The sequence below is a fragment of the Silvimonas sp. genome, assembly GCF_031291215.1.
Lineage (GTDB): Bacteria > Pseudomonadota > Gammaproteobacteria > Burkholderiales > Chitinibacteraceae > Silvimonas > Silvimonas soli.
Window position 1 is genome coordinate 13,991 of the sequence record NZ_JARLJK010000119.1, and the last position, 24,758, is coordinate 38,748.

The 24,758-nt window shown below is 58.2% G+C and carries 22 protein-coding genes; 13 read left to right on the plus strand and 9 right to left on the minus strand.

Annotated features, from left to right (window positions below; translation table 11 throughout):
- The first annotated feature begins 2 nt into the window (after positions 1–2).
- Complete coding sequence (locus tag P4L78_RS12460) at positions 3–272, plus strand: hypothetical protein (RefSeq protein ID WP_309328384.1); 270 nt, start codon at positions 3–5, stop codon at positions 270–272.
- A gap of 10 nt (positions 273–282) precedes the next feature.
- Here the strand turns inward: P4L78_RS12460 and P4L78_RS12465 are convergent, their stop codons facing one another.
- Positions 283–1,176, minus strand: a complete 894-nt coding sequence (locus tag P4L78_RS12465; protein WP_283150782.1) for an HTH-type transcriptional regulator ArgP — start codon at positions 1,174–1,176, stop codon at positions 283–285.
- A 134-nt stretch (positions 1,177–1,310) separates the two neighbouring features.
- On the opposite strand from P4L78_RS12465, the gene P4L78_RS12470 reads away from it, so the two are divergent.
- The 3 genes from P4L78_RS12470 to P4L78_RS12480 all read left to right on the plus strand — a co-directional run bounded on the left by P4L78_RS12470 (position 1,311) and on the right by P4L78_RS12480 (position 5,590).
- Positions 1,311–3,689 carry a PBP1A family penicillin-binding protein gene (locus P4L78_RS12470; protein ID WP_309328386.1) on the plus strand — a complete coding sequence of 793 codons (2,379 nt, stop codon included), beginning with the start codon at positions 1,311–1,313 and terminating at the stop codon, positions 3,687–3,689.
- Positions 3,679–4,317 (plus strand): trimeric intracellular cation channel family protein, encoded by a 639-nt coding sequence (locus P4L78_RS12475; RefSeq protein ID WP_309328388.1) that lies wholly within the window; start codon positions 3,679–3,681, stop codon positions 4,315–4,317. The genes P4L78_RS12470 and P4L78_RS12475 overlap by 11 nt, the downstream gene beginning before the upstream one ends.
- Before the next feature lie 64 nt (positions 4,318–4,381).
- Positions 4,382–5,590 (plus strand): winged helix-turn-helix domain-containing protein, encoded by a 1,209-nt coding sequence (locus P4L78_RS12480; RefSeq protein ID WP_283150779.1) that lies wholly within the window; start codon positions 4,382–4,384, stop codon positions 5,588–5,590.
- Positions 5,591–5,608: 18 nt separating this feature from the next.
- On the opposite strand, the gene P4L78_RS12485 is transcribed toward P4L78_RS12480, so the two are convergent.
- A complete protein-coding gene (locus P4L78_RS12485) occupies positions 5,609–7,048 on the minus strand; it encodes a PLP-dependent aminotransferase family protein (protein WP_283150778.1) in 1,440 nt (479 codons plus the stop codon).
- 176 nt (positions 7,049–7,224) lie between these two features.
- Here P4L78_RS12485 and P4L78_RS12490 point away from each other — a divergent pair, with 176 nt between their 5' ends.
- The 3 genes from P4L78_RS12490 (at position 7,225) to P4L78_RS12500 (ending at position 10,427) form a co-directional block, all read left to right on the plus strand.
- Complete coding sequence (locus tag P4L78_RS12490; RefSeq protein WP_309328390.1) at positions 7,225–7,599, plus strand: hypothetical protein; 375 nt, start codon at positions 7,225–7,227, stop codon at positions 7,597–7,599.
- 393 nt (positions 7,600–7,992) lie between these two features.
- Positions 7,993–8,925, plus strand: coding sequence for a VTT domain-containing protein (locus P4L78_RS12495; RefSeq protein ID WP_309328392.1), 933 nt, complete (start codon positions 7,993–7,995; stop codon positions 8,923–8,925).
- Between the two features lie 119 nt (positions 8,926–9,044).
- Positions 9,045–10,427, plus strand: coding sequence for an MFS transporter (locus tag P4L78_RS12500; RefSeq protein WP_309328393.1), 1,383 nt, complete (start codon positions 9,045–9,047; stop codon positions 10,425–10,427).
- An 88-nt stretch (positions 10,428–10,515) separates the two neighbouring features.
- Here the strand turns inward: P4L78_RS12500 and P4L78_RS12505 are convergent, their stop codons facing one another.
- The 3 genes from P4L78_RS12505 to P4L78_RS12515 form a co-directional block, all read right to left on the minus strand.
- The gene (locus tag P4L78_RS12505; protein WP_283150774.1) at positions 10,516–11,838 is read right to left on the minus strand and encodes a PAS domain-containing methyl-accepting chemotaxis protein; all 1,323 of its coding nucleotides are present in this window, start codon (positions 11,836–11,838) and stop codon (positions 10,516–10,518) included.
- A gap of 621 nt (positions 11,839–12,459) precedes the next feature.
- The gene (locus tag P4L78_RS12510) at positions 12,460–13,632 is read right to left on the minus strand and encodes an MFS transporter (protein WP_309328394.1); all 1,173 of its coding nucleotides are present in this window, start codon (positions 13,630–13,632) and stop codon (positions 12,460–12,462) included.
- A complete protein-coding gene (locus tag P4L78_RS12515) occupies positions 13,629–14,165 on the minus strand; it encodes a MarR family transcriptional regulator (RefSeq protein WP_309328396.1) in 537 nt (178 codons plus the stop codon). Before P4L78_RS12515 ends, P4L78_RS12510 begins: the two co-directional genes overlap by 4 nt.
- A gap of 187 nt (positions 14,166–14,352) precedes the next feature.
- On the opposite strand from P4L78_RS12515, the gene P4L78_RS12520 reads away from it, so the two are divergent.
- Positions 14,353–15,366: a hypothetical protein gene (locus tag P4L78_RS12520; RefSeq protein WP_309328397.1), complete on the plus strand. Its 1,014-nt coding sequence runs from the start codon at positions 14,353–14,355 to the stop codon at positions 15,364–15,366.
- Between the two features lie 70 nt (positions 15,367–15,436).
- Here the strand turns inward: P4L78_RS12520 and P4L78_RS12525 are convergent, their stop codons facing one another.
- Positions 15,437–15,718 carry a hypothetical protein gene (locus tag P4L78_RS12525; protein WP_283150770.1) on the minus strand — a complete coding sequence of 94 codons (282 nt, stop codon included), beginning with the start codon at positions 15,716–15,718 and terminating at the stop codon, positions 15,437–15,439.
- A 358-nt stretch (positions 15,719–16,076) separates the two neighbouring features.
- Between P4L78_RS12525 and P4L78_RS12530 the strand changes: the two genes are divergently transcribed.
- From P4L78_RS12530 to P4L78_RS12545, 4 genes are all read left to right on the plus strand, one after another.
- Positions 16,077–16,670 (plus strand): undecaprenyl-diphosphatase, encoded by a 594-nt coding sequence (locus tag P4L78_RS12530; protein WP_309328398.1) that lies wholly within the window; start codon positions 16,077–16,079, stop codon positions 16,668–16,670.
- A gap of 43 nt (positions 16,671–16,713) precedes the next feature.
- A complete protein-coding gene (locus tag P4L78_RS12535; protein WP_309328399.1) occupies positions 16,714–17,505 on the plus strand; it encodes a hypothetical protein in 792 nt (263 codons plus the stop codon).
- Between the two features lie 127 nt (positions 17,506–17,632).
- Complete coding sequence (locus P4L78_RS12540; RefSeq protein WP_309328400.1) at positions 17,633–18,298, plus strand: response regulator transcription factor; 666 nt, start codon at positions 17,633–17,635, stop codon at positions 18,296–18,298.
- Positions 18,274–19,653 (plus strand): ATP-binding protein, encoded by a 1,380-nt coding sequence (locus tag P4L78_RS12545; RefSeq protein ID WP_309328401.1) that lies wholly within the window; start codon positions 18,274–18,276, stop codon positions 19,651–19,653. Before P4L78_RS12540 ends, P4L78_RS12545 begins: the two co-directional genes overlap by 25 nt.
- Before the next feature lie 108 nt (positions 19,654–19,761).
- Here the strand turns inward: P4L78_RS12545 and P4L78_RS12550 are convergent, their stop codons facing one another.
- A complete protein-coding gene (locus tag P4L78_RS12550) occupies positions 19,762–21,429 on the minus strand; it encodes an alkaline phosphatase family protein (RefSeq protein WP_309328402.1) in 1,668 nt (555 codons plus the stop codon).
- Between the two features lie 747 nt (positions 21,430–22,176).
- Between P4L78_RS12550 and P4L78_RS12555 the strand changes: the two genes are divergently transcribed.
- Positions 22,177–22,512, plus strand: a complete 336-nt coding sequence (locus tag P4L78_RS12555; protein ID WP_283150764.1) for a multidrug efflux SMR transporter — start codon at positions 22,177–22,179, stop codon at positions 22,510–22,512.
- 137 nt (positions 22,513–22,649) lie between these two features.
- Here the strand turns inward: P4L78_RS12555 and P4L78_RS12560 are convergent, their stop codons facing one another.
- Entirely contained in the window at positions 22,650–23,681 is a 1,032-nt protein-coding gene (locus P4L78_RS12560) for an NADP-dependent oxidoreductase (RefSeq protein ID WP_309328403.1), read from the minus strand.
- 164 nt (positions 23,682–23,845) lie between these two features.
- Positions 23,846–24,757: a M48 family metalloprotease gene (locus P4L78_RS12565; RefSeq protein ID WP_309328404.1), complete on the minus strand. Its 912-nt coding sequence runs from the start codon at positions 24,755–24,757 to the stop codon at positions 23,846–23,848.
- Position 24,758: the final 1 nt, after the last annotated feature.

The window sequence follows — 24,758 nt, forward strand, 5'->3', positions numbered from 1 at the left end:
TCATGACCCAATTTGCAGAGCAAATGGCTCCCCGCAAGACTGCTTCCCCGCACTGGCATCGATTGCTGTTCTGGCTGGGCTTTATTGGTAGCGCCGTGCTGACCTGTGCTTTGTTGCTGGACGCCTGGGTTGTGCAACCGGCTGCGTTGCAGGCCGCTGAAGCCAACGCCCAGCCGGTGGCGGCCGGGGCGTTACGGCAATTGCCGGTGGTGACTGCAGGGCAGCCAGAGCACGCGGCATTACCGCATATCTATCGCGTGAACTTGCGCTGATCTGGGCGAATCAGCTCACCGTGAGCAACTGGCGCGCGGCTTCACCGATCCGCCGTGACATGTTTTCCATGCGCGGCGACTGGACTTTCCAGGCATGCCAGAACAGCGCGATATCGGTGGGATGATCTGGCGCCAGATCAACCAGTTCCCCCGCCGCTAACGCATCGCGAATCAGCATCTCGGGCACCATGCCATAACCCAATCCGTACTTGATTGCGGCGTAATGCGGATCGCAACCTGGCACGTAATTGCAGGGATAAGCCTTTGCCGTGAGGCCCAGTCTTTCCTGCAAAAACGAGGCTTGCAGCGCGTCCTTGCGGGTATAGGCCACCACCGGTGCATGGCGTGCGGCAGCACGGTTCAATCCTTGGGGAAACCAGCGCGCCGCAAAGCTGGCACTGGCGATCAGCCGGTAGCGCATGATGCCCAGCGGATCGGCAAAACAGCCTTTCATTGGCTTGGGCTGAGTGCTGATACACCCCGTCGCCATACCGGTTTCGAGAACTTCATAGGTGTGGTCCTGGTCTTCCACCACCAGGTCCAACAACACCTGTTCGCTGGCCAGCAATTCGGCCAGTGCCGGAAAAAACCAGGTTCCCAGCGTATCGGCGTTGACCGCGATGGTTACTGATAAGGGCGCGTGACGTTGCTCGGTCAGGTCAGAGGCCAGGTCTTCTTCCAGCAGCATGACCCGACGCAAATGCTGTAGCAGCCGTTGCCCCACGCGAGTGGCCCGTACCGGGCGGCTGCGCACCACCAGTGCCGCGCCCATGTCTTCTTCCAGCGCACGCACCCGCTGGGAAATCGCCGACGGCGTGACATGCAAGCGGGCTCCGGCTTGTTCAAAACTGCCGGTTTCAATCACGGCCAGCAGCGCCTCGGTTTGTCTGGGGTCTAGTGCCACGGTACAGGCTCCGCAAGAGGTTCGATATTAAGAATATTTAAGCATGGCTAATAAATAGTAAGCAATGTTCATGTTATGCCATTGCCTTTGCATAATCCACGCCCGCAGCAAGCTGCGACCCTCATGGAAAACCAATGACTGAATCCCCCGCTACTCCTCCTGCCAAGTCATCGCTGCGCCGTTTCTGGCGCGGTGTGCTGCTGGCACTGGGTTTTGTTGTTGGCCTGAGTGTGATTGGGGCAGGCGCGCTGGGCTGGTGGGCCTGGCACACCTGGCAAGGACTGCCATCAATTAAAGAACTGGCGGCATATCAACCAGCGCAACCCCTGCGCATTTACGCCACCGATGGCACCTTGCTGGCGGAATACGGCCAGGAGCGACGCGACGTATTGCCGTTGGCGCAAATACCGCAACGTATGCAGCAGGCCTTGCTGGCGATTGAAGACGCGCGTTTCTACGAGCACGGCGCGGTGGATTTTTCTGGCCTGGCGCGGGCGGCAGTGGCGAATGTGCTGACCGGTCGGCATGGCCAGGGCGGCAGCACGATCTCGATGCAGGTGGCGCGTAATTTCTATCTGACGCGAGAAAAAACCGTCGAGCGCAAACTGACCGAGATGCTGCTGGCCTTCAAGCTGGAGCAGGAATACGGCAAAGACCGTTTGCTGGAGCTGTACATGAACCAGGTTTACCTGGGCGAGCGGGCATACGGTTTTGCGGCGGCGGCCAATATCTATTTTGGCAAGCCGATCAGCCAGATCAGCGTGGCGGAAGCGGCCATGCTGGCGGGCCTGCCCAAAGCACCATCGGCCTACAACCCGGTGGCCAACCCGGAGCGCGCCAAAGTACGCCAGCAATACATCCTCAAACGGATGCACGAACTGGGTTATCTGACTGACCCGCAATACCAGCAAGCGCTGGCAGAACCATTGGAACTGGCGCCGGACAACCCGGCTTTGCGCGAAGCCGCTTACCCGGTAGAAGCCGCCCGGCGCTGGGCGCTGGAACGCTATGGCGATGACGTTTATGCCATGGGGCTGGATATCCACACCACCATCAATATGGCGGATCAGCGCCGCGCCGACGCTGCAATGCGATCCCGGTTGCTTGATCTGCAAGCGTCTCGTGGTTATCGCGGCCCGGTCAAAACAGTGAACCTGCCAGCCGATGGCCCGGACGGCCAGAGCGTGCGCAGTCTGTTATCCAGCGTGCCCGACAGCGGCGACGATGTTATTGCCACGCTGGTGACCGGGCACCAAGGTACCGTGCTGCGGGCGCTGCGCCGCGATGGTTCGCCGCTGGATATCGCCACCACCGGCATTACCTTTACGCCCGCCAACGCGGTCAATCGCGGGGCCATTGTCTATGCCCATGATCTGGGCAACGAACGCTGGCAACTGGTGGCTTTACCGGAAATGGAAGGTGCGCTGGTATCGCTGGATGCGCGTAGCGGCGACATCCTGGCGCTGGTGGGCGGCTTTGATTTTGCCCGCAACAAATATGACCACGCCCTGCAGGCGTATCGGCAACCGGGTTCCAGCTTCAAGCCATTTATTTATTCGGCAGCGCTGGAAAAAGGCTACTTCCCCGGTACCGAAGTGGATGACACCCAGCGTCTGCTGACCGCAGAAGAAACCGGGGCGCGACCATGGCGGCCGAAGAACTACAGCAACAATTACGAAGGATTCATCACCGTTCGGCGCGGGTTGGCACGCTCCAAGAATCTGGTTTCAGTCAGTCTGATGCAGGCCGCCGGGCCGCAGTTTGTGCAGCAACACGCGGTGCAGTTTGGCTTTGATGCTGCGCGCAACCCGCCATCGCTGCCGCTGGCGCTGGGCGCTGGTGGCGCAACGCCATTGCAGATGGCTTCGTCTTATGCGGTATTTGCCAACGGCGGCATTCAAGTGCCATCGCGCCTGATCAAGAGCGTGAACGACCGGTTGGGCAAGGTGCTGTATGCCGCACCGGTACAGGCTACGGGTAAACGCGTGGTCTCAGCGCGTAACGCGTGGTTGATGGACAGCATGCTGCGCGGCGTGGTCAGCACCGGCACCGCGCACTCGGCCAAGGTATTGGGGCGGGATGATCTGGCCGGTAAAACCGGCACCTCCAACAACGCCCGCGATGCCTGGTTTGCCGGATATGGTGGCAATCTGGTGTCGGTGGTGTGGGTGGGCTACGACCAGCCGCGCAGTTTGGGTGGGCGTACCGGTGGCACGGTGTCGCTGCCAATCTGGATCGATTACATGAAAACCGCGCTGGCGCAGCGCGAGCCGGTGCCGCAAACAGATCCACCAGCCGGTCTGGTACAAGATGGCGACGATTTTGTGTACAGCGAATACACCACGGGCACTTGCGTGGCGGATGACCATGACTTTATCCGCAGCCCGTTCAAATGCCAGATTGTGAACAATGGTGGCTCGGCCAATGTGGCATCCGCACCCGCTGAAAACGATAATGCAGCACAGGAAGCCGAACGTGAGACTATTTTGAAGTTGTTTTCCAATGACGGTTGAAGCCATGCTGCTGCATTACATTTATCTGGTCGCGATTGTCGCCGAAGCCATGTCGGGCGCAATCATGGGCATGCGCCGCGGGATGGATTTATTCGGGCTGTGCCTGGTGGGTACAGTCACCGCGCTGGGCGGTGGGTCGATCCGCGACATGCTGTTGGGGCATTACCCGCTCAGCTGGGTGGCGAACCCTGAATATCTGCTGTTCACCGTAGTGGCTGCGATACTGACCGCCGCCGTGGCCCGGCATATCCATCGCTTGCGCATGCTGTTTTTGCTGGTCGACGGACTGGGGCTGGTGGCATTTACCATTATCGGTTGCAACATCGCGCTGGGTGCCGACGTGCATCCCGCCGTTGCTGTGGTGTTCGGTATGATCACCGGCATCTTTGGTGGCGTGCTGCGCGACATTCTGTGCAACGAGATTCCACTGGTTTTGCGACGCGAGTTGTATGCCAGCATTTCGCTGATTGCCGGTGGTTTGTATATGGGGCTACAGGTGCTGGATGTCGAAGCTGGCACGGCGTCGCTCATCGCTTTGGCCATCGGTTTCGTTATTCGCTGGCTGGCGATTCACTTTCGCTGGGAGCTGCCGGGATTTTCCGGCACAGGAATCCGCGGCTTCGAGTAATTGCCCAAGTGCGTTCGGGCAGATTGAGTAGAATCGGCTTCTCTTGTCTTGATGCTTGCCCATCGTGAAAACCATCTCGCTTGCTGCTGCCCGCACCCTGCATTTATCCGCGCAAGGCTTACTGACGCCACCCCGGCGCAAAGCCAACAAGCCGGATATGCTGGACGCCATCCGCCGCATGGCCCAATTGCAGATCGACACTATCCACGTGGTGGCGCGCAGCCCTTATCTGGTGTTGTTCAGTCGGCTGGGTGCATACGACAACACCTGGCTGGAACAACTGCTGGCCGAAGGCAAATTGTTCGAGTACTGGTCGCACGAGGCATGTTTTCTGCCGATTGAAGACTACGGCCTGATGCGCCATCGCATGCTCGATCCATCCGGCATGGGCTGGAAATACGCTGCTAACTGGCACCAGCAATATCAGGCTGACATCGACCAACTATTGCAGCGAATCCGCGAAAGTGGCCCGGTGCGGGCTGCCGATTTCTCGCGGGCCGAGGGCTCGGGCAGCGGCTGGTGGGACTGGAAGCCGGAAAAACGCCACCTGGAAGTCTTGTTCACCACGGGCGAATTGATGGTCAGCGAGCGTCGCAACTTCCATCGCGTGTATGACCTGGCTGAACGCGTACTCAAAAACTGGGACGATGCCCGAGATCTGGCTGATTCGGCTACCGTGCACGTTGAACTGATCCGCCGTAGTTGTCGCGCCTTGGGCGTGGTGCGCGCGGATTGGGTTGCCGATTACTACCGCCTGCCCAAAGTGTCCTATCTGGCGGACCTGCAAGCGCTGACTGATGCGGGGGAGTTGATCCCGGTGCAGGTTGAAGGCTGGAAGGCCGCTACCTGGATACATCATGAACTGGCCGAACAAATCGACGCCGCCCAAAGCGGCGAGTTGGCCTCGACCGTGACCACGTTGTTATCGCCGTTCGACCCCGTCGTGTGGGATCGAAAACGGGCTTCGGCCTTGTTCGGTTTCGACTACACCATCGAGTGCTACACCCCGGAGCGCAAGCGCAAATATGGCTATTTCAGCCTGCCGATACTCAATCGCGGCAAGTTGGTTGGGCGGCTGGATGCCAAAGCGCACCGAACCAGCGGTATCTTCGAGATCAAATCGTTGCATCTTGAAGAGGGAGTGCGGGTGAGCGGGCGCTTGCTGACGGATATACGCAAAGCCATCCAGAAATGTGCGGATTGGCATGCCACGCCGCAGGTGGTTATCCGGAATGCGCCGGTGGGCGTGGCGGAAGCGTTGCTGGCGGCGTAGAACTGGGCCTAACCCCGCTCAACCTGCTGGCGACTTCTCCACAATGGCCCCTAACTTGCGCATCGCCTGATCCAGCTCGCTGTTATACGGCGTGCCGCAGCTGATCCGCAAAAACGAATTGAAGCGCTGCGAGTTGGAAAACATCACTCCCGGCGCAATACGGATGCCTGCTTTAAGGGCTGTCTCAAACACAGCTTGCGAGTTGCGTTTTTCGGGCATTTCTACCCACAGGCCAAAGCCGCCTTCCGGCACGGTCAGGCGGGTGCCTTCGGGAAAGTACCCAGCGACGGCTTGGGCGACTTGCAGGCGTTGCGTACGCAGATGGGTGCGCAGGCGCCGCAAATGACGCTCGAACTCGCCCGACCCCAGAAAACTGGCGGCAGCCAGTTGTGACAACGCTTCATTGGGGCGGGAATGAGCGTATTTGAGCATTTCCACGCGGCTGCGCCATTTACCTGCGGTAATCCAGCCCACGCGCATGCCTGGCGCCAGTGTTTTGTGCAGTGACGCACAATGGATCACATTGCCGGTTTGATCCCAGCTTTTGAGCGACGGCATGGTGCTGTCGTTATCGGCCAGCAGCGCATAAGTGTCGTCTTCAATCAGCGCAATATTGTTGGTTTCGCACCAGTTGACCAGCCGTATTTTGTGGGCTTCCGGCATGATCGCGCCCAAGGGGTTTTGCAAATGCGGCACCACCACCACGGCTTTGATGCTGCCATAGGTTTGCACGGCCAGCTCCAGCGCCTCCAGCGAGATCCCGGTCTCCGGGCTGGTGGGGATTTCCAGCGCGCGCATGCCCAGGCTTTCCAGTATCTGCAGCACACCGTAAAAGGTGGGGGATTCCACGGCGATGATGTCGCCCGGTTGGGCAATGGCGCGCAGCGCCAGGTTGAGCGCTTCGGTACAGCCGTGGGTGATGATGATGTCATCGGCGGTGAGATTCATGCGCGCCCCCATGGCACGCCGGGCAAGCACGCTGCGCAGGGTGCTGTGACCGTTGCGTGGCACGGCTCTACCGAACAGTTCCGGTTGCTGGCGCAATACCCGTACCGCAGCTTGTCGCAATGCCTCGTTTGGGTATAACTCCGGCGCGCCGCACGCCACGCCCAGGTTGATCTGCACTTTGCTGCTCATGGCCTGCGCCAGAATCGCCGAGACTTTCTCGTTGATGCCGACGTATTGCGCGGTATCAGGCAGGGCCACTATCGGATCGGGCACCTTGGCCAGCGCACTGCGGGAGCGATGGCAGACAAAGTAGCCAGAACGTGGCCGCGCTTCCAGCAAGCCCTGGCTTTCCAGGTGGCGGCAGGTTTGCAACGCGGTAGAGAGACTGATGTCATGCCGTTCCATCAATGCGCGCACTGAAGGCATACGATCACCGGGGCGCAAGGTGCCGGTTTCAATGGCCTGACGGTAGTGGCTGGCGAGCTGGCGGTAGATAGGCAATTGGTCCATGCCCCATTCTGCGGTGCACGCCGGAGGCATAACAGATACAGATTTTCCTGATCTGCATCGAAACAGATGCACTGTTCTGGTCTTGTTTCGTTGCGCAAAATCAGCGTGTGTACCTGTGGGGCGGCGGTGCTATTCCTTAATCTGTATGGCATATCCCACCGCAGGAGATTGCCAGCATGTCGCGCCTTCCCGAATCTTTTCTGACTATCGAAATGCTCAATGGCCAGACTTTCCAGTTTCATAGTCGCCCAGGCATGGCAGTGCATGTGTTATCCGGGCATCTGCATCTGGCCGAAGCGCCACGCTGGCTGGCGGAAGAGGTATATCAAGTGCCGCGTTATCTGAAGTCGGGAGACTTCTACACCATGCAGGAAGAGGGGTGGTCCACCTTGTATGCGGTGGGCGGCACGGAGCTGCGCTGCATTGGCTTTCAGGAGCCCAAGTCCCAGAGTCTGGTGCTGTGGAACAAAATCAAGGCCATCCGCCTGCCCGCGCGGTGTTACGGTTGGCTGCGGCAAACGGTGACTTTGGCCACTTCATTTCGCCTTTGATCGCCTTGGCTGGGGTCGCCGCGATTTCAAATACCTTCTGCAAACATCGTCAGATGGTCTGCAGTGAACTGGTTAGCCCGCCCAAGCTGTGGCGCATTCGATAACTGATAATCTGGATGACCGTCGTGTGCTCGAACACGACGGTCTTTCCGGTCTCCCCGGGCCAACCAGGCCAACGCTCTTCAGTTTGTGACCTTCTCCTGCCCGGCCATACCCGGCCAATTGCTGCATTGCGGATGACCGGCGGTCTTTCAGACCAGCCAGTAGTCGGCGCATGATCTTGCGTTCGCACAGCCCGCCCACAAATGTCTCAGTAAATAGTGGAAAATCGTATGATCGATGCATAAACCACCGCGATAGCTGGTCTGTGCATGAATCTCACCCTGTGACCCAATGAACATCCATTTTTTGCTGGGCTGGACCCAGCAGTACGCATTACCGCTGACTTTTCTGGTGACGCTGATTTCGCGGGCGGGCTTGCCGCTGCCCGCTGCGCCGCTGTTGGTGATGGTGGGCGCATTGGCAACTGCGTCTGGTGAAATGGCATTGGGTTTGCTGCTGGCCGCGACCGTGGGTGGCGCGCTGGGTGATCTGGTCTGGTTTATGGCCGGGCGCCGTCTGGGTCGGCGCGTGTTGGGCGTGATCTGTAAAGTGTCTTTGTCGGCCGACGTGTGCGTGCGGCAAAGCGAAACCCTGTTTGTGAAATGGGGGGGCTTGTCGCTGTTTGCGGCCAAGTTCGTACCGGGGATTTCCGCTGTAGCTCCGCCACTGGCGGGCGCGTTGGGTTGGTCATTACCGGCGTTTTTGCGCTGGAATGTGGCGGCCTCTATTTTCTGGGCGGTCGTGTTTCTCGGGCTGGGTGCCCTGTTCAGCAATCAGCTTGATCTGGTCTTGGCTGTGCTGGAACAACTGGGTGAAGGCGCCATCTGGTCGCTGGCGGCACTGGTGGTGGTTTATCTCATCGCCCGGGTGATCAAACGCCGTCACGCAGCAGAATTGTCGGAAGAAATGCCGCGCATTTCGGTGGCGCAATTGAAGGCAGCCATTGCTGCCGGTACCGATCCGGTAATCATCGATGTACGCTCGGTGGAAGGGCGTTCGCTGGACCCGCGAGTGATTCCTGGCGCCTATCTGATCGGCCTGAAAGAGATCGACACCGCCACGTCGATTCTGCTGCAAGACCGGGATGTGGTGCTGTACTGCAGCTGTCCCAATGATGTCTCGGCCGTGGCCGCTGCCCAGCAATTACGCGGCATGGGCTGGACCCGTGCTTTGCCGCTGGCGGGCGGGCTTGAAGCCTGGTTCGAGGCCGAACTGCAAAGCTGACATTGTCCGGCCAGCCGTTAGCTGTATCCCTGTGCAAACTTACAGCCTGTTACCCTGACATATCAGACCAATCGCTACAATGCCGTACCACTTGATCGGTGGTGTCTCCGGCTTTGGTCATGCATCGTCCCTTCATTATTCCGCTTATCGTCGCCTGTGCCTTGTTCATGGAAAACATGGACGCCACAGTGATCTCCACCTCGCTGCCGGTACTGGCCCGCGACCTTGGACAAAGCCCCATTACCTTGAAACTGGCACTCACCGCGTATGTCGTCGGCTTGGGTGTGTTTATTCCGGTATGTGGCTGGGTGGCCGACCGCTTTGGCGCGCGCACTGTGTTCCGTTCTGCCATTGGCATTTTCATGCTCGGCTCCTTGCTGTGTGCGGTCTCCAGTTCGCTGGAAGCCTTTGTTGGCGCACGTTTTTTGCAAGGTATGGGCGGGGCGATGATGGTGCCGGTCGGGCGCATCATCATCTTCCGGGCGATACCGCGTGCCGATCTGGTTAAAGCCATTGGCTATCTGACCATGCCCGCATTGTTCGGGCCGGTGATCGGGCCGCCATTGGGTGGATTTATCACCACGTATTTTCACTGGCGCTGGATTTTTCTCGTGAACATCCCGGTCAGCTTGCTGGGTCTGTATCTGGCAGGACGCTTTATCAGCAACACGCGTGAGGCTTCGCCGGAGCCGCTGGATGTCCGTGGCTTCATCGTGTCTGCGCTGGGTAGTTCGTTCACCATGTTGGGTCTGGCGCTGCTGGGTAGCCATCTGGTGCCGGTGGAATGGGCTATCGGCATGACGCTGGTTGGCGTGATCGTGCTGTGGCTGTACTTTCGGCAAGCGTTGCACGCGGAGCATCCGTTGCTTGACCCACGCTTTTTGCAGATACCCACTTTTCGCGCCAGCGTGCTGGGTGGTTCCCTGTTCCGGATTGGTTTGGGCTCGGTGCCGTTTTTGCTGCCGCTGGCACTGCAGGAAGGCATGGGCATGAATGCTTTTCAATCCGGCGCGATTACCTGCGCTTCGGCCTTTGGCGCGCTATTCATGAAAAGCCTGGGGCCGCGTGTGCTCAAGCGCTGGGGCTTTCGCCAGGTGTTGATGGTCAATGCGCTGCTGGCCGGCCTGGCGCTGGCTCCCTTCGGCCTGTTTAACAGCCACACCTCGATCATGGTGATGCTGGCGGTGGTGGCACTGGGCGGGTTCTTCCCGTCGCTGCAGTTCACCTGCCTGAACTCGATTGTCTATGCCGATATCCGCAGTGAAGACGCCGGCCGCGCCACTAGTCTGGCCAGCGTGGTGCAGCAGTTGTCGCTGGGGCTGGGGGTGATTGTGGCGGGGATGGCACTGCAGTTATCCAATCATCTGCAAGGGCACACGCATATTCAGGAGTCTGACTTCTGGCCCGCATTTCTGGTGATCGGATTGTTCTCGATCCTGTCGATTCCGGTCACGCGCAAGTTGCCGCATGACGCCGGGAGCGAAATGGCGCAACGCGGGTGATTGCAGCGGGCATTGCAGGCAGACAGCAAAAGAGGCATCCGTGGATGCCTCTTTGTATATCCGCCATGTATATCTGTTAGATAGCCCGTCAGATTTTTGCAGTCTTCACCGACGAAAACTCGCGGATCACGCGTACCACCTGCTTGGAGCTTTCGCTGATGCGAATAATGGCATCGCCTGCCTGATTGGCCAGCGTCACGCCATCGTTGGCCTGGTTTACACAGGCTTCCATACTCAGAATGGCCGAGCGGGTGCCTTCCTGGATTTTACTGGTCATCCCGGCAATCTCGGTGGTTGATACGCCGGTGCGTTCGGCCAGCTTGCGTACTTCATCCGCCACCACCGCAAAACCACGCCCTTGCTCGCCCGCGCGGGCGGCTTCAATGGCGGCATTCAGAGCCAGCAGATTGGTCTGGTCGGCAATTTCTTTAATGGTATTGACGATGCTGCTGATGTGGCTGGATTTAACGCCCAGTTCCTCGATCAGCTTTGACGCGCTTTGCACCGTGTTGGCAATGCCGTGCATTTCTTGCGCCGCATGCTGGATCACCTGCTTGCCTTGCTCAGACACCGCGTCGGTTTCTTCAGAAATCTGATAGGCGTGGCGCGCATTCTGGGCATCGGCTTCTTGCTGCAGCACGCGTTCGGTAATGTCGTTGGCAAACTTGATGATTTTGTACGGTTTGCCTTCGGTATCGAAAATCGGGTTGTAGGTGGCTTCCATCCACAATACGTTGCCATTCCTGGACATGCGCTTGAATTGGCCAGATACAAACTGGCCGCGATTGAGCGTACGCCAGAACTCGGCATATTCCACGCTGTTGCGGTAATCCGGATCACAGAACAGGCGGTGATGCTGGCCTTTGATTTCATCCAGCCGATAACCCGTGGCGTGCAGAAAGTTATCGTTGGCGGTAATGATGGTGCCATCCAGATTGAATTCGATGGAGGCCATCGAACGATCAATGGCGCTGAGCATATTGCGCTGGCTCTCTTGCGCCGAGATCTGGCTGGTAATGTCCTGGGCAAACTTCACCACTTTGATGACCCGGTGCTGGTCGTCAAAGATCGGGTTGTAAGTGGCTTCCAGCCAGATCGGTTGCCCATCGCGGCGAACCCGTTTGAAGCGCCCGGAAGAAAACTTGCCCGCCGCCAGTTGTCGCCAGAAGTCGGCGTATTCCGGTTTGCTCGCGTAACCCGGCTCGCACAGCACCCGATGATGCTTGCCGACCAGGTCGGATCGCTCGTAACCCGTGGTTTTCAGGAAATTGTCATTGGCGCAGAGAATGGTGCCATCCGGCGTGAATTCGATCACCGCCATGGACCGGTCCAGGGCTGTCAGGAAAGCGTCTTGCAACTTGATTTTCTGGTCCTGCTGCAATGCCAGTTCTTTGCTCTGCCGGTTAAACATGGGGACTCCTCCCAGAACAGTTTTTATACACAGACGATGGATCGACGATGTGCTGCGGATCGTCCCGATGTGGGGCGAGCATGACCAAGGCCGGATCAAATATCTGAGAAACAGGCCAATCGAGTAGTTAAACGCTTAAATGCGCTACCCGGAACAAGGCATCAATTTCAAATATCATTGTTTTCTTAATTACTACCTGAGCGAGTCATTGTTTGACAAATCAGCCTCCCAAATAGCAGGGGACTGTATTTTTTATGCTACTGTTGGGTAAGTGTTTAGCAGTATGTTGCGTAAGTTGTAAACTGATATATCTAGCAGTTTTGCTGGTTTTAGCTCAAACTTTGTAAGTTTTCCACAAAATAAAAGAAAGGCCGCACTTGCGTGGACTTATTGTCCAGCTAGTCATGACCAGCGAAAACGTACGCACTTGCTTACGATTGACGGCCATTTAATCCTTTGCAAATGTAGCTGCGGATCTGGCAAAAAGATGTATGAACCGTGCCTGCGAAACAGGACGTAAAAAGGGACTGAGGGCATCGATTTACGGATTGGGTAGGCCGCAACACGCCAGATTGCGAGCCCAAACAATGTTATCGAGGCGCTGAGCCTGCGCGGGCTATGTCAAATTTGAGACGCGGCAGTCCGCGCCACCCGCAACATCGCTAGTGCCACCGCGCCGAGCAGCAGCACCAGCCCGATCTCCTGCCACAACAAGGCATCGCCACCCCACAGGTTCATGCCGGTACCGGCGCCAAGCGGGCCGAGGATGGAGCTGCCGGTGTAGGTCACGGTGATCAGGCGCATGTTGCGGCCCATGGCGCTGACCGGGCTGCTGGCGGCGGCGTAGACCGCCAGCGTCAGAAACGCTGCGGTGACGCCGCCCAGCAAGAAAGCACCGGCTGCCAGTGCGGGAGACCAACTGAGTAGTAGCAACAGGCTGGAGACCGCGGCAGCCACGCTGCTGATCAACACGGTTCCGGCCAGCCCGATGCGATCGGCCAGCCAGCCTATGGGCATCTGGCACAAGGCTGCGCCCAAGCCAAACAACGCCAGCAGACTCGCCGAATCGGTACTGGATATTCCACGGCCACTGGTAAACAACGGGAACAAACCATAGAACGCACCCGCGCATAGCCCACCGACCACGGCGGTGGCCATGCCCAGTTTGATCACCGGACTAAAGCAGCTGGCGCTGGTGGCCGGTGCGGGTGAGTGCGCATGATGTGCCGGGTCGTGGCTGTCGCCCCGGGCAAACAGTAATGGAATGACCGCGCTCAAGGTAAACAGCCCACCCGCAATAAACGGCATATCGCCCGCGATACCCAGCCACACGGCAAACGACGGCGCGATGATTTCGGCCAGCGCAATCAGGGTTTCGTGCGTACCAACCACGCGGCCACTGTAGGCGGACGGCACCAGGCGATACAGCCAGGATTCATTGGCAATCCAGCGCACGCCCAAGCCCGCACCAATCAAAAACGCGGCCAGTAACCATAATGGCCATTGCTCCCAAGGCATGATGGCGAAGCCCGCAACACTGATCAGCAAACCCGCGCCAACCGCCAAACGGGCTCCAAAGCGTGCGGCCAGACCAGGCGTGCCTATCAGCCCGACCAGCATGCCGGTCCATTGCATGGCGGCGAACAGACCGGCGCGGGGTGCATCCAGCCCATGCTGAGCCAGCCACAGTGGCAACACCATAAAGCCAAAGCCGAACTGGCCGATCTGCGCAAATGAAGACACCAGCGTTAGCGCACTGATGGTGTGCCACGGAAGTCGGGAAGAGGCGGTCACGTTGTCACCTGATGAATCGGCATGGGCAAGCCAGTGGCGCGATTTTCCACCGGGCAGCCTGCCTCCAGACAAGGGCCATCGTCGCATAACCGGCACAGGCGCATGGAGTGCGGGCTGGCGCGGGTTTCGTGCCACAGCATTTTGACCAGCAATACTTCCAGCTGGATTTGCTCGGAGTTATCCAGGCGTCCGACCACGCGTTTCAGCATGGCATCACGCGCCGCCATGACTCGCTCCAGTTCAAGCAAGCCGCCCTCGGTCAGGTTGAGCGCCACAGTGCGTTTGTCACGCCCGGGGTCTTTGCTGACCAGGCCGGCGGTAACCAATCCGGCTACCGCCCGCACCGCCGCAGGGTGACACAAGTCCAGCACCTCGCGCAGGGTTTCAATTGAACAGCCTGGATAGATATGAATTGCATTTAGCGCCGCCCGCGTGGTCAGCCCGCTTAGTGAGGCAGGCATGGGCTGATCGTGGATTTCATCCATGACATGCAAGGCGAGCACACCCAGCAAGTTTTCAACGGGCAGAGCCATGACACACCTCATATGCAAACTGCATGTATGCATACTGCATATAAGCCTGTCTGAATGAAAGCGCTGAATGGGGGTTGAGGCGATGAATGGCGCATCCGTCGATGTCGGGCTACGCCTGTTATGCTGCGCGCATTACGCACCGAGCCAAGAGTGTGTGTTTCGTCATTACACCAGGAGACTGTCGGGAATGAAAACGGGATTGTTGCTGAGCATGCTATTGGCCACCGCCGTGGCGCTGGCCGCGCCTGACTATAAAGTCACCGCGCAGATTGCCATTGATGGGCCGGTCAGGTGGGATTACCTGCAATATGATGCCGCCAGCCAGCGCCTGTTTGTGGCGAACGGCACTCAGACCGATGTGATCGATACCCGTACCGGCAAGCTCCAGGGCGTGATCGCGGCTACCCATGGCGTGCACGGCATCGCTATTGCGCATGATCTGGGATTGGGCTTTACCAGCAATGGTGCCGACAACGAGATTGGCGAGTTTGCACTGGAAACCCTGCAACCCGGACGGCGGATCAAGGTGGGAAGTAATCCGGATGCCATCGTGTATGACGCCGCGACCCAGCGTGTGGTGACCTTCAATGGCAAATCGCAAGATATCAGCATTGTGAATGCAAAAACCGGGGAGCTGGTGCAGCCCGCAATTGCCGTCGGGGGCAAGCCGGAATTCGCGCAAACCAACAATCACGGACTGGTGTTTTTCAATATCGAAGACACCAATGAAGTCGCCGTGCTGGATATACGCAAGGGCGCGCTGGTGCAGCGCTACTCGATTAGCCCCTGCGACAGTCCAACCGGTCTGGCGCGTGATGAAACCAGCGGACACCTGTATTCGGTATGCGGCAATGGCGTGATGGTGATTAGCGATCCGGTGACTGGCAAGGTGCTGGGGCAAGCACCGATTGGTCGTGGCGCGGACGGGGTAGCGTTACTGGATGGCTACGCCATAAGCGCCAATGGTCGCGATGGCACGGTCAGCGTGGTGGCACAAACCGCGCCCAACCAGTTTGCGACTGTGGCAACCATCAAGACAGCGCCTGGCGCTCGTACCATTGCGGCAGACACACTGCTGCACAAACTATATTTGCCTACCGCCAGTTTCAAGCCACAAGACCCGGCAGCATCAGCTGGCGGACCTGGCGCCCGTCCGGTGGCGCAAGAGGGGACTTTCCGCATGCTGGTGCTTGGGCGTTAGCCATCAAACATAAAACAATCGCCAATGCTGGTCCCGCGCTGGCCAGCATCGACGACTGACCCTGGCGTATTCAAGCTTTTACGTTGATCAGATTGCCCGAAGTGCTGGTCAATACCGAACTTTGGCTGGATGCAGCCGGGGTGGCGCCGGGTTGATTGGCCGCCGCCTGGGCGCGTTTTTGTTCCAGCCGTTGCGCTTGGTGGTCACCACCGCGGGCTTCTTGTGCCGTTTGTGCTGCGGTTTCTTTCGCTTCTTGAGTGGCCGAAGATGCAGTGTTGCTGCTGGATGCCGAAGCGACCGGCGATTTGATGGAAACATTGAGCGAACTGGATGCTACGGCGCCAACTGACATGGCAAAACTCCCTGTGTGTGTTGCCAGGCGCAGCATTGCGTCCTGACGTTACTGCAGATCGAACTGCAAAGAAGGCAGAGTGATTCACGTTGTGTAACCGCGCCTTCACGCTTGCCCGGACCCCCCGGACCGAGCCTGCAAAGCGGGCACCCAAACTTCCCCACCCCGTTTCAAGCGCAATTGCGCGCTTCATTAGCATGTTCTTTGATACTTAGAACAGCCTTAGTGGCGACCTCAGTCCTGGCTAAGTCAGCCCAGGTACATTCCAGCTTTCAAAATTGTGCGCGCAGCTTGTGTTTGCGCCACGGCCACCCCTTTGGGCTGGCAGCAGGCTTTGCCTGGTTTACGGAGCCGGAAATTGGAAGAACTCAATCAAGCGCTGTTTTTGTGGATGAATGCGCCTGCTCACCCCTCCGCCGGGACCGTGCTGTGCGCGACGGTGCTGGCTGATTATTTGATCTGGCTGGTGCCGTTGCTGCTGGTGATCTGCTGGTTGTGTGGCAACGCGTCCACCCGCTGTTTTGCCACAGAGGCCGCCACTGCCGGTCTGCTTGCGCTGGGTCTGAACCAGTTGATTGGCCTGGTCTGGCAGCACCCGCGCCCGTTCATGATCGGTGTGGGGCATACCTTGATCCAGCACGTGGCTGACTCATCTTTCCCCAGTGATCACCTCACGCTGCTTTGGGCCGTGGCATTCAGCCTGGCTTTGCATCCACACCTGCGCCGAATCGGCGTCGCACTGGCGTTAACGGGTTTACCAGTGGCGTGGGCGCGTATTTATCTGGGCGTGCATTTCCCGCTGGATATGCTGGGTGCTGCCATTGTCGCAGCCCTCACTGCCGCGCTATGCCGCCAGCCACAACGCTTGATGAGCTGGCTGTTTCAATGGGTGGAACAATGTTACCGCTTTGTCGGGCAACCACTCATCAGACGTGGCTGGATACCAAAATGACCCGCTACGACCACAGTGTGGTGACTTTGGTGGGCAGGAGTTTATGGTGATCGATTTCGCCACCGAAATACCTGCTCCCGCAAGGCCGGTCAAAGTGCCGGAAGTGACGATGCTGTTCTGGTTGATCAAAATGATGTCGACCACCGTCGGCAAGTCGGCAGCGGATTTGCTCAATGCCGATCCGCGATCAGGTCTGACGGGTTATTGCATGGTCCTTGGGATCTTGCTGATGGCGATATTGCCAGCGCAGGTGCGCAGCCGTCAGTTCACGCCGTGGCTGTACTGGTGCTGCATGTTGCTGGTTGGCATGGCCGGTGCGTTGCTCAGCGACAGCCTGATTGACCAACTGAGTGTGCCGCTGACCTATGCCACTGGTTTGTTCTGCGTGATGTTATGGATTACTTTGGCTGTGTGGCATGCCGAAGAAAGTTCGGTGTCCTTTCGCTCGATAGTCACCCGCAAACGTGAGTTGTTTTACTGGCTAGCCATCCTGTTCACCTTTGCGCTGGGAACAATCGCTGGCGACTGGGTGGCAGAAAATCTGCATCCCGGTTATGCCTTCACGGTTCTGTTACTGGGTGTCGCGCTCGGGCTGGTTGCAGTGGGCCATTACCTGCTGGAGTTCAGCGCCACCAGTTGTTTCTGGACCGCCTGCGTGCTGACTTGCTCCTTTGGAAATGCCTGTAGCGACTGGTTGGCCCAGCCGGTCCATGACGGTGGTCTGGGCTTGGGCAAGCTGGTCACCAGCGGGTTATTCTTGCTGACCACTATTGGCCTGGTGGGATATCTCAGCGCTACCCGCAAGCATCTGACTGGATCGCAATGGCTGGAGTAAGCGGTTGCGCGCCATGCAGGCAGGGCAGGCTGTGTATAAACAAGGTTGATGAATTGCCCTGTGGATTCTTGCGTAGCGCTTTGGCTCAGCACGCGGAAGCGCTCGCTATCAAGTCGGTGAGGTCGTTATGAGGGTATTGCTGGTCGAAGATGACGCCATGATCGGCGAGGTAATCCAGGCCGCGCTGCGTGACGCATCCTGCGCGGTAGATTGGGTGCGTAACGGGCAAAACGCCATGGATACGGTCGCCTGTCAGTATTACGACGTCGTGCTGCTTGATCTGGGCTTGCCGGGCAAAGATGGCCTGAGCGTACTGCGCAGCATCCGCAGCAGTGATAACCCGGTGCCGATATTGATCATTACTGCGCGTGACGCGCTGGCTGACCGGTTGGCCGGGCTGGATAGCGGTGCTGACGACTACGTGCTCAAGCCATTTGAGATGGCCGAATTGCTGGCCCGCATCCGCGCCGTACTGCGGCGCAAAAATGGCCAGGTCATGCCGGTCATGAGCAATGGCAATCTGGAACTGGACCCAACCACCCGTGAAGCCACCTTCAAGGATGGCGCGCCGCAGCGCTTGTCCAGCCGCGAGTTTTCATTGCTGCAAGCCTTGATGAGCCGTCCCGGTGCGATTTTGTCGCGGTCCGCGCTGGAAGACCGCATTTATGGCTGGGGCGAAGAAGTCGAAAGCAACGTGGTTGAGTTTCTGATCCACTCACTACGCAAAAAACTGGGCAACGAAGCCATCAAAAATATAAGGGGCGTGGGATGGATGGTTTCAAAGAGCGAATAAAAGACTCGCTGCAACTGCGGTTGTCGCTGTGGTTGGCAGTGGTCATCCTGGGCGTCGCCATCATTGCTGGCGCGTTTTCTTTTTTTACAGCCCAGGATGAAGCGCACGAACTGCAGGATGAGACGCTGCGTCAGGTCGCCTTGTTGTTTGACGAGCATCACTTGCCGCTACCACCAGTAGGCAACCCGCGCAAACTCTCCGACCGAGAGGAAGACGTCAGAGTCGTGGTGCAGCGTGTTCCGGTTGACGCCAATACGCCCGGCGATGACGACAGATCAACACCGGCGCTGTCGGCCAGTTTGAAAGACGGAATGCAAACACTGGTCACCGGCGACGATACTTATCGAGTGCTGATCAAAACCGTGCGCGGTGGTGCGCGCATTGCGGTGTCGCAAGAAACGGTCGTCCGGGACGAAATCGCCCGTGATAGCGCCTTGCGCACTTTGTTGCCGTTTCTGATTCTAGTGCCGGTTTTGTTGCTGGTGGTGGCCGATCTGGTGCGCAAGATGTTCAGGCTGATTGCCGAACTCTCGCAGGAAATTGACCAGCGCGGTGAGCAAGAACTGCACCCGATCGCACCGCATACTTTACCCAGCGAAATCCGCCCGTTTGTGGTGGCCATCAACCGCTTGCTGGGGCGGGTGGCTCAATCAATGGAAGGCCAGCGGCGCTTTGTGGCGGACGCCGCGCATGAATTGCGCTCGCCGCTCACCGCGCTGTCGTTACAGGCCGAACGGCTGAGTACGGCCCCAATGTCGCCCCAGGCGCAAGAGCGCCTGACTGCCTTGCGCGGTGGCATCGAACGCGCCCGCATCCTGATCGACCAGTTGCTGACCCTGGCGCGAATGCAAGGCACGGCTGGCGACGTACCCAATACGGTGTCGATCCAGCATATTTTTCGGCTGGTGCTGGAAGACCTGCTGCCACTGGCCGAAGCCAAGCAGCTTGATATCGGCGTGGTCGATGGCAAGGACGCGCTGATCCGTGCCCAGGAGGCCGACCTGAAAGTGCTGGTCAAAAATCTGCTGGATAATGCGATTCGTTACACCCCCGCTGGCGGGCGAATAGACCTTGCGGTGGAATCGCACGGCGAGCAGGTCGTGTTGCAGGTTGACGATACCGGTCCCGGAATTTCTGGCGCAGAACTGGCGCGGGTGTTTGATCCGTTTTATCGCGTGCTGGGTAATGACGAAACCGGTGCCGGGCTGGGTCTATCCATCGTCAAGGTCATTACCGAACGTATCGGCGCCCATATCGCACTGGCATACGTAGATGAAGCCCGGCAGCGTGGTCTGCGGGTACGGGTGACGTTTCCCGCGCTGGATGTGCTTGCCGCACCAGACTCTTCCAACTAGCAGCGGCAAAGGCCCAAGCGGGATATCCGTACATCCATATGAAAAAAACGGCCCAGCGGGCCGTTTTCTTTTACCAGTTTGCTACGTGCGTTTTGTCGATTGGGTAAATCAATATCCCAACGCTGGCAGTACCGCAGTGCCTTCCACCTGCACCGCGTTCAGCAAGGTCGGTGCCAGGCCCAGTGCCTTGAGGATGGTCGGGGCAATCTGCGTGGTCCCAACCGCCGTGGTGTTGGTCTGCCCGGTCAATGTCGGGTAGGAAACCAGCAGCGCTACGTGGCTGTCGTCTGGCGCGTTGCCACCGTGTTCGGCATCTTTCTTGGTGCTGCTGGTGTAAATGACGCCCGGATTAGGTTGCACGATGATATCTGGCGTACGGCCTTGTGCCGGGTCGCCAAATTCTGCCGCCAGTTGCGAGCCCGACAAGATATAAGCCTGGGCGTTGTTGGCGCAGATGCCGGTGCCGGTACAACCGTTATTGGCCTGCAAGGTAGCCAGCACGGCGGGCAGTTGTGACTGGTCATGCAGCCAGATCAGGCCGACATCATCGTCTTGTACCATGCCAGTGCCGGACAAGCCGGTGCCATCATTCAGGCTGCCGCTGGTGGTGGCGTTCTGGCCAAAGTGCCCGGTCGAATCCAGATAATTGTTTGCCTGGAGCAAGGCGCTCAACGTATCGCCATTCTTGATCAGCAAGGAATGATCGGAAGGCGACTGGCCATGCTTGGCGGACACCACAATCAAGGTCGATGAATACAGGTTCTGCGCCTTGAGTTCTGCCACCATCTTGCCCAGCGCGGCATCCACATACTTGATGGCTGCGCTGACTTGCGGGCCCGGGGTGAAGACCGCGTCGGTATAACCGCCGCCGCTGGCCCGCGTTGCTTTCTGTGCCACGCTCAAAGTCTGGAAATTGGTGCCGAACAGCGTCGGCACGCTGGCTGCAGCGCCGGTGGAGTCTTTCCCGTCAATCTGGTTGATGATGGCCTGCACGTGCAGATTGTCGAAGGTTTCGGTGTGGGTATAGACGTCGGTGTAATCCGTACCGGTAGCGGCATCGGTAGAGTTGATCTCCGTGCGGGCCAGATCATCCACACCCTTGCCGGAAGGACCATTCACCCAGTCATAACCCCAGGCATGCTTGTCTGCCCATGCCGTACGCGAGCCAGCCAGGTTGGCTTTGACCACTTCAAAAATGGTATTGGTTTTGATGTAGTTATGCGGATAAACCGGCACGCATACGCCATTGAGCTTCTGATGCGGGATCGCCTGCGGGTTGAACGAGCCACCGCCATCAATGTGCACCAGTGCGCCGCCATTCAACGCATCAACACCTGTCGTTTCATCAAACACCACGTTCCAGCCTTGAGCGCCGGTACAGGTGGCGTCGCCTGGGGCGTACAGCGTGCGGTCATAAGACACGTCGTAGAACAAGCCTGCGGTCTTGGGCGAACCGCCAGTGAGTTGCGCGGCCAGACCCGGGAAAGAATCCGACAAGCCCGGTGTGGTTGCACCGGTATACGTCACGCCGGTTTGCGCCAGCGTCGCCAGATTGGGGCAACCGCCGTTGGCCACGCAAACGCTCAGATCTTGTTGATGCATGCCATCGATGCTGATCAGCAAGACTCGCTTTGCAGTCGGGCCAACTGCAACCGGCGCTGGCGTCGGGGCCGGTGTAGGCGTCGGAGTGGGAGTGCTCGAACTGTCAGAAGAACCGCCGCAGCCAGCAAGCAGGGCGGCCAGCACAGGTACCCAGGTGAAGTGAAGAAGTTTCATGTAATTCGCTCAGGGTGAAAAGCGAAAAATACTATTTTGCTTACATGTTAATTTCGTTTCACTTTACTTATAAGAAACTTAGGGTTTCATCTGCAACAATCCAGAATCGAGGCTGCGATTCGTTTTCAGACAATTTGGGGGCGGGTTATTATTTTGTACAACTGCTTTTTTTATGAAGAACCAAAAGCAAAGCTGGCTGAAAATAGCCCTTCGCTGGATGTTTTCTTAATCGGCAATACATCTTTTTTTTAAAAGTCAGATTTGTATTTGAATTGGTTTTCTGGTTTCAACGACCTCATTCTCGTGTTGTTCCATTGCCAGGTTTCATGCAGATAACGCAGCAGGGCTGTGAAAATTAGCATTGCTGGCATCAGGTTCGCGGCAAAAAGACAAGGCCCACTTGGTCTTGAAAGAAGCGGACTTTGATTGCGTCTATTTGCATTTTCCACGTTGTTGCGCTGATTTTAATAATCGGCCGTCGGCAGGGGACGTGCATGCTACCTTGGCATGTTGTTGCTTCAGAAACCGTGGCGGTTTTCAGCCATGAATCTGTGCTTACAAGGATTGAGTTTGTGTAAGGTTTTGGCGATGACGGGCCAGGGTCGATGCTACAGGCCTGGTCGCTTGGGTGTGCGCATCTGCCTCAACTTGTGTTCCCGGTCTGGATGACATACCGTTATGCCGTCTGGGTACCGCTGCTCTCCTGCTCTCAATGTTCGGTATAAACATTGGGTTGTGAGGATCTGCATGCCTGCTATCAAACCTGCCTGGATTTTTCTGGGGCTCAGCATCTTTGCCGAAGTGATAGGCACCGTTGGGCTCAAGTTTTCCGCTGGCTTTTCCCGCCCGCTGCCCACGGCAATCACCATTGCCTGCTACCTCAGCGCGATCTGGCTGATGGCGCTTTCCACCAAACAACTGGAAATTGGCCTCGCTTATGCCGTGTGGGCTGGCGCCTGCACCGCGTTGACGGCGGTGGTGGGGATTACCTGGTTTGGCGAATCCGTGTCATCGGTCAAATTGCTGGGGCTAGGTCTGGCGATTGCCAGCCTGATTGTGCTCAATCTCAGCGAAAGCGCCTGAGACTCGCCGTGGCGAGGACTGATGAGACACTTTGAACTTGGCCATGCAAATGAAACCGGGTGGCTTTTAAGGCGACCCGGCTTAGGACTACCGTGCAGAACCAAGGTGATGGCTGCAGGATAAGTCTGGCTTAAGCGTTAGTCTGCGCCGACGCGAATCACCAGCTTGCCGTTGTTCTTGCCCTGCAGTAGCCCGATAAATGCCTGCGGCGCATTTTCCAGTCCGTCGACCACGTCTTCGCGATATTTGATTTTGCCTTCCTGCAGCCACGCGCCCATTTGCTGCTGGAATTCGCCGATGCGATGGCCGTAATCATCAAAAATGATGAAACCCTGCATCTTCATGCGTTTCTTCAGAATAGTGCCCATCAACAGACCCAGACGATCCGGGCCATCGGGCAGGTTGGTGGCGTTGTAGTTGGCGATCAAGCCGCACACTGGCACGCGAGCGCCGGTATTGAGCAGCGGCAACACGGCATCCAGCACCGCGCCGCCCACGTTCTCGAAATAAACATCAATGCCTTTGGGGCAGGCGGCGGCCAGCTGCTGCGCCATATCGGAAGAACGATGATCAATACATGCGTCAAAGCCCAGTTCTTCGGCTACATAGCGACATTTTTCGGCGCCACCGGCAATGCCGACAATGCGACAACCTTTGAGCCTGGCAATCTGCCCGACCACTGAGCCGACTGCGCCAGAGGCCGCTGCAACCACCACGGTCTCGCCCGCTTTGGGCTGGCCGATATCGAGCAAGCCCATGTAGGCAGTAAATCCGGGCATCCCCAACACGCCCAAGGCCCACGACGGCGGCAATTTGCCATCCAGTTTCACCAGCGCTTTACCATTGGCCACGCTGTAATCCTGCCAGCCGGTGTAGCCCAGCACCCAGTCGCCGGGTGCAAAGTCAGGGTGACTTGAAGTTACTACCCGACTCACTGCGCCGCCTACCATCACTTCGCCAATTTGTACCGGTGGAGAGTACGACGGCGCGTCGCTCATCCGGCCGCGCATATAGGGGTCGAGCGACAGATACACCGTGCGCAGCAAAACTTCGTTGGTAGCCGGTGTCGGGATTGCGCTGGAGACCACATCAAAATTGGCTGCGACCGGTAAGCCATGCGGGCGCGAGGCCAGCAAGATGCGGCGGTTATTAGAGGTGGATTGCGACATGAATTGAGCTCCTTGCTGGCCGTCTAATGGAACCGGTGGCCCAAAGTGGCGGGACGGCGGTGGCTTCAAGCATAGCCAGCGCCGGCGCGGTGCCTGGAGGAAACAGGACATACGGTGACCACCCGCCGTCATGATTGGACCCAATGCCAGCGGGCTACCAGCGGCTACGGTGCTGTCTTCACGCCATACTTTGCCGCAATCGCATTGAACCGCGAGGTGTTCTCGGTGCCGCTGGCCCAGGGTTCCAGCCGGTCACCGACCACCTGATCAATCTTGTCCAGCCGCGCGCGCGGGCTGGGGTGGGTGCTGAACATCAACTGCAGATTGCTGTCTTGCGGGTTCAAGGCGTCCAGCGTTTGCAGCACGGCGGGCAGGGCGTAGGGGTTGTAACCGGCGCGGGCACACAACACCATGCCGGTGATGTCGGCGGCAAATTCGTCGTCTTTATCCAGCCCGCGCACATAGACTTCAGAAAACCCGGAAGCCAGATTGGCACCGATCTGCTGCGCTTGCTGATTGCCCTTGTAGGCGACCACGCCTTGCAAGGCATTGCCCAGCGCATCTTTCCCAGCCCCAGACTGAATGGCGCGCACATGATGATGGCGTAGCACGTGCGTGGTTTCGTGTCCCAGCACGCAAGCCAGTTCGGCTTCGCTGTGCATCTGTGCCAGCAAGCCCCTGGTGATGAACACAATGCCGCCCGGCATGGCAAAGCTGTTGATGGTGTTGGTGTCGATCACCCCAAAGCGCCAGTTCACGCCCACAGCCTCACTCTGGCTGGCCACCCACACGCCGACATCGTTCACATAACGTTGCAGCGAGGCATCGGCCACCAGCGGAGCGGCGCCGAGCATGTTCGAGGCCAGTCCGTTGCCGATTTCCTGTTCCTCTTTGGGGCCGATAGTGCGGTTGGCGTCGCTCAGGTTTTTGACCGTGCTGCCAATGGCGTTGACCAGGTCGGGATTGTTGTTGAGCTGATTGAAAAGGTTATTCAGATCCAGTGCCGCAGCGGGCTGTGCCAAAAACCAGACGCACAGCGGGGCGACGACGAAGAAACGACGAATATGGCTGCGCATG

Bases quoted from the DNA above. Each gene is read 5' to 3' on its own strand.
- P4L78_RS12500 (WP_309328393.1), top strand. From the start codon at position 9,045: ATGCATCGTCCCTTCATTATTCCGCTTATCGTCGCCTGTGCCTTGTTC.
- P4L78_RS12515 (WP_309328396.1), bottom strand. From the start codon at position 14,165: ATGGCTCTGCCCGTTGAAAACTTGCTGGGTGTGCTCGCCTTGCATGTC.
- P4L78_RS12475 (WP_309328388.1), top strand. From the start codon at position 3,679: ATGACGGTTGAAGCCATGCTGCTGCATTACATTTATCTGGTCGCGATT.
- P4L78_RS12555 (WP_283150764.1), top strand. From the start codon at position 22,177: ATGCCTGCTATCAAACCTGCCTGGATTTTTCTGGGGCTCAGCATCTTT.
- P4L78_RS12470 (WP_309328386.1), top strand. From the start codon at position 1,311: ATGACTGAATCCCCCGCTACTCCTCCTGCCAAGTCATCGCTGCGCCGT.
- P4L78_RS12545 (WP_309328401.1), top strand. From the start codon at position 18,274: ATGGATGGTTTCAAAGAGCGAATAAAAGACTCGCTGCAACTGCGGTTG.
- P4L78_RS12460 (WP_309328384.1), top strand. From the start codon at position 3: ATGACCCAATTTGCAGAGCAAATGGCTCCCCGCAAGACTGCTTCCCCG.
- P4L78_RS12540 (WP_309328400.1), top strand. From the start codon at position 17,633: ATGAGGGTATTGCTGGTCGAAGATGACGCCATGATCGGCGAGGTAATC.
- P4L78_RS12565 (WP_309328404.1), bottom strand. From the start codon at position 24,757: ATGCGCAGCCATATTCGTCGTTTCTTCGTCGTCGCCCCGCTGTGCGTC.
- P4L78_RS12495 (WP_309328392.1), top strand. From the start codon at position 7,993: ATGAACATCCATTTTTTGCTGGGCTGGACCCAGCAGTACGCATTACCG.
- P4L78_RS12525 (WP_283150770.1), bottom strand. From the start codon at position 15,718: ATGTCAGTTGGCGCCGTAGCATCCAGTTCGCTCAATGTTTCCATCAAA.
- P4L78_RS12490 (WP_309328390.1), top strand. From the start codon at position 7,225: ATGTCGCGCCTTCCCGAATCTTTTCTGACTATCGAAATGCTCAATGGC.
- P4L78_RS12485 (WP_283150778.1), bottom strand. From the start codon at position 7,048: ATGGACCAATTGCCTATCTACCGCCAGCTCGCCAGCCACTACCGTCAG.
- P4L78_RS12550 (WP_309328402.1), bottom strand. From the start codon at position 21,429: ATGAAACTTCTTCACTTCACCTGGGTACCTGTGCTGGCCGCCCTGCTT.
- P4L78_RS12560 (WP_309328403.1), bottom strand. From the start codon at position 23,681: ATGTCGCAATCCACCTCTAATAACCGCCGCATCTTGCTGGCCTCGCGC.
- P4L78_RS12520 (WP_309328397.1), top strand. From the start codon at position 14,353: ATGAAAACGGGATTGTTGCTGAGCATGCTATTGGCCACCGCCGTGGCG.
- P4L78_RS12535 (WP_309328399.1), top strand. From the start codon at position 16,714: ATGGTGATCGATTTCGCCACCGAAATACCTGCTCCCGCAAGGCCGGTC.
- P4L78_RS12505 (WP_283150774.1), bottom strand. From the start codon at position 11,838: ATGTTTAACCGGCAGAGCAAAGAACTGGCATTGCAGCAGGACCAGAAA.